3 protein-coding genes are annotated in these 3,743 nt (G+C 35.1%); all 3 read left to right on the top strand.

Going from position 1 to position 3,743, the window contains the following annotated elements; all coding sequences use genetic code 11:
* On the top strand, window positions 1-1,122 hold a 1,122-nt coding region (locus ACKI5B_RS03975), incomplete at its 5' end, for a hypothetical protein (protein ID WP_407426059.1).
* 85 nt (window positions 1,123-1,207) lie between these two features.
* Window positions 1,208-1,855 (top strand): periplasmic-type flagellar collar protein FlbB, encoded by a 648-nt coding sequence (locus ACKI5B_RS03970; RefSeq protein WP_407426057.1) that lies wholly within the window; start codon window positions 1,208-1,210, stop codon window positions 1,853-1,855.
* 180 nt (window positions 1,856-2,035) lie between these two features.
* Window positions 2,036-3,499 (top strand): flagellar hook-length control protein FliK, encoded by a 1,464-nt coding sequence (locus ACKI5B_RS03965; protein ID WP_407426055.1) that lies wholly within the window; start codon window positions 2,036-2,038, stop codon window positions 3,497-3,499.
* The last annotated feature ends 244 nt before the right edge of the window (window positions 3,500-3,743 follow it).

The raw sequence follows: 3,743 nt of genomic DNA, 5'->3' as shown, positions 1-3,743 counted from the left end.
GATTTTGAAAAAATATTTTTAACTGTAAATGAAAATGAAAGCAGTATACTGACAGCTAAATTTGAAGAAAAGCAGAATTATAATATCTTCAAAAAATCTAACGAAATTACTTATAATCCGCTCAGATATTATTCTCGTGGTGTTTATCTGCCGTTTTTAGGTACTGTTCCTGTTTACAGCCATGATTTTGAGCAGAACTCGACAGCAATTTTAGGATTTACTTTCTTATCAACAAATCCATGGGGAGACAGACAGATTAATTTTTCAGCCGGATACGATCCTGTTTATCAGAACGGCGGAATGAATCTTGGCTTTTCAGGGGGGAATGATTCTTTCCAGTATGCTTTGAGCGGAACCTGTATTTTTGATAAAGATGGTTTTATGCAGAGCGCAGACAGTCTTTCGTTTACTAAATATCTCTGGCGTGGAAAAGTAAGTTATTTTGCTTTCGGCACAGAAGGAAAATTTTTGTACGGCAGACAGATTATAGATGAGCTTTTTGAAGATAATGTTGATGATTCAACAGGAAAAAGTGCAGACGGTATCGCATTCCTGCAGTTTTCTAATGTTCATAAGATTTCTCCTGAAGTTTATAATTCTCTAGGCTTTGTTTTTCAGCCGTTTTTACTTTCATCCTACAGGGATTCTGAAAATCTTATTGATGATGATAAGTATTTAAATACAGGATGCAGCCTGACTTTGAGGTTTCCGGTTATTATTCCTTTTATTGTGAAAGGAAGCTTCTTTCCATCTTCAAAATATTGTGCAGCAGGTAGTGTTACAGCAATTCTTGCTGATTTTGAAATCCATAAAGGAATTCCTGCTGTATCGCTTTTTATGCAGAGAGTTGTAGTCAGTGCGACTTATTCTGGAAAAATTTCCTATCAGCATGGAGAATTCTGGGATGTAAGACATACAGATACAATTTTTAAGAATATTGAAAAATCTGATTATTCTGATGTGATTCAGGCCGGTGCTGATTTGTATCTTTCTCCAAATACAGGTTTCCTTGCAAATGATTCGATTCAGTTTAGTGTCGGCTATACTTTTATTTTCAGACCTCATCCAAAAGAAGATGAAAGTAAATTTGTTTACGGTATAGCAGTTGGAGCTAATTATTAGGATTAATGTCGCATTGTTTCAATTTCTTAACTTTTGTGATATAATTCCGATAATTAAAACGAAGTTCTTTTTTTAGGGGATAAAAATGGCTCGTGGAAATGGTGGAATCGGAAAAACAATTTTTCTTCTTGTTTTAATTGTTATTCTTGTTTTGGGTGGACTGCTCTGGTTTGATTATCTTGGTGTTATTCATGCAAAAAAACTTTTTGCTCCTGCATATAGAATTTTTGGATTAGCTCCTCAAACTTCACAAACTTCAACTCCTTCAAAGCCGCTTACATCTGATCTGGATGATGACAGACTTGCTAAAGGTTATGAAGGAATTGAAATTCAAAAGCAGGAACTTGCTAAGCGGGAAAGTGACATCGTAAAAATTGAAGAACAGAACGAGGCAATTGCAAAGGAACTTGAAGACCGTAAAAAGTCTCAGGATGAACGTGAAAAAACTTTCAATAATCAGGTTAAAAAATACGATGACAGAAATGCCAATATTGAAACGATTGTTAATTATTTAAATAATATGCCTCCGCAGACAGCTGTTGAACAGCTTCTTTCGCATGATGATCAGGATGTTATTGATATCTTACGAAAGGCTGATGAAATAGCAGCTGAAAATAAAACTGTTTCTATGTCTTCAACCTGGCTTATGTACATGGGAAGAGCAGGTCAGTCTGAACGGGCTTCAACAATTGAGCGCAAAATGGCAAATAAGCCGGAAAGTTTAGAAAATTAAAATATAATCCTGTAAAACTGAACAGTCTTTTCTGTTCAGTTTTTTTGTCTTATAAAATGCAAAAAAAATCCTTAATAATATTTTTTATTTTCCGATGATAGAAGAGTAGAAGTTAAAAAAATTACGTCAGGTGGGAATTGGGGGACGTAAATTTCAGGCTTTTTGCAGGAGATAAAAAATATGAATATTCTTTCGATTTCACAGGTACAGGCTCAAAGTTCCCAAAATGATTTTCCACAGATGAATTCTGCAGAGCGTTATGATTCTGAAAAAATGTCATTTTCAGATTTTCTGCGTGATGCTAAAAGAGCAAATGAAAATGATTATTCTGCAAAAAACGAAACTTCATCTTCAGAAAAAAATGTTTCAAAAGAAAATGAAAATGTTTCAAACAACGAAGAAAAATTTTCAGAAAAAAATGTAAATGAAAATCATGATGAAAAATCAGAAAAAATAGCAGAAAAAAATTCTTCTGATGATGAAAAAACAAAAGAAGAACAGGAATTTCATGAAAAAAGCTCTGTTAATCCTGAAAATTCTATAGCAATGAATATTACAGGAATTCAGGGAACAGAACAATTAAATTATCAGAGCGAGAATATTGATTTTGAAGAGAAGACTCTTGTTTTAGGTGAAGATAATAATCAAATCGATGACAAAACGCTTGTCTGGCTTATGTCCAGTGCTAAACTGGAAGAAAAAGGCGATGAGATGTCAAGCGAAGATTTCGCTAAAATGATTGATGCTGCAGTTGAATTTATTCCTGGAAGTGAAACTGATGAGGAAAAACTTGAATCAGCCCAGAATCTTGCAGTAAATGATCCGGAAAAATTTCTGAAGAATATTGAATCTGGTGAAAATATTTCCAGACTGGCAGAAATTGAAAAAAGGGGGCTGCCTAAAAGTCAGTTAATTTCTGAATCTGATAAAACAGCATCATCTAAAGAAAAGAAGAATGATGTAAAACTTTCTGTTCATGATCTAAGAACTCATCATCTTTTTGATGAAACTGACGCTAAAGCTGCTTCTGATAAAATTGTTCAGAAATCTGCTGAGAAAAAAGAAATTAACCTTTCAATGCAGCGCCAGAATGACGGTAATGTTCAGATGACTATGGAACTGGCTGACCGTGCTCAGCAAAATATTACTTCTTCATCCAGTCAGACAGCTTCAGCAAATGGTTCTGATTTCCAGCATATGCTTTCAAATGCAGTTCAGGAAAATGCACCTGAGTTTGTTAAAGCAGGAAATATTATTCTTAAAGACAACAATCAGGGATCAATCAATCTGATTTTTCGTCCGGAAGGTTTAGGAAATGTAAAAATTTCTCTTAATCTTGATGATAAAAATCTTTCGGCTCAGATTACAGTTCAGACAAAAGAAGCAATGGACGCATTCCGGGAAAGTATTCCGGGGCTGAAGCAGGCATTTACTGAAAGTGGCTTTGAGACAGGCAGTTTTGATTTAAATTTTTCGAATAATGAAAATCAGCAGGGCTTTGCACAGAATGAAAATCAAAATCAGCATAATTCGGAACTTGCGGCACGAAAAACTTACGGTGATTTTGTTACACCGGATGCATTGTCTGCCGAATCAGTTGAGGCATATTCCGGCGGTTCTTACGAAATCAATATAGTTGCGTGAGAAAATTATAAAGTTCGAAAATCCTATGCCGATATTTGAAGTGTAGCGTAAACCGCTAAATGTGGGGTAAAAATGGAAATAACAGCAGCTAACATCAATACAACGATGAGCCCGCAGGAAAAGTTTAATGTCGATAACATTGTTAACGGCTATAACAAAAAACTTGACTACGAGCTTCGTGAAGGACGGGTTGCGAACCGTGAACTCGGTAAAGATGACTTCCTTAAGCTTTTGATGGCACAGA

The sequence above is a fragment of the Treponema sp. genome (assembly GCF_045657965.1).
Lineage (GTDB): Bacteria > Spirochaetota > Spirochaetia > Treponematales > Treponemataceae > Treponema_D.
Note: the sequence above shows the minus strand (reverse complement) of the source record. Positions and strands in the feature narration are given on the sequence as shown.

What these genes read in the sequence shown, in the direction of transcription:
- ACKI5B_RS03965 (WP_407426055.1), top strand. Translation starts at nt 2,036, where the DNA reads ATGAATATTCTTTCGATTTCACAGGTACAGGCTCAAAGTTCCCAAAAT.
- ACKI5B_RS03970 (WP_407426057.1), top strand. Translation starts at nt 1,208, where the DNA reads ATGGCTCGTGGAAATGGTGGAATCGGAAAAACAATTTTTCTTCTTGTT.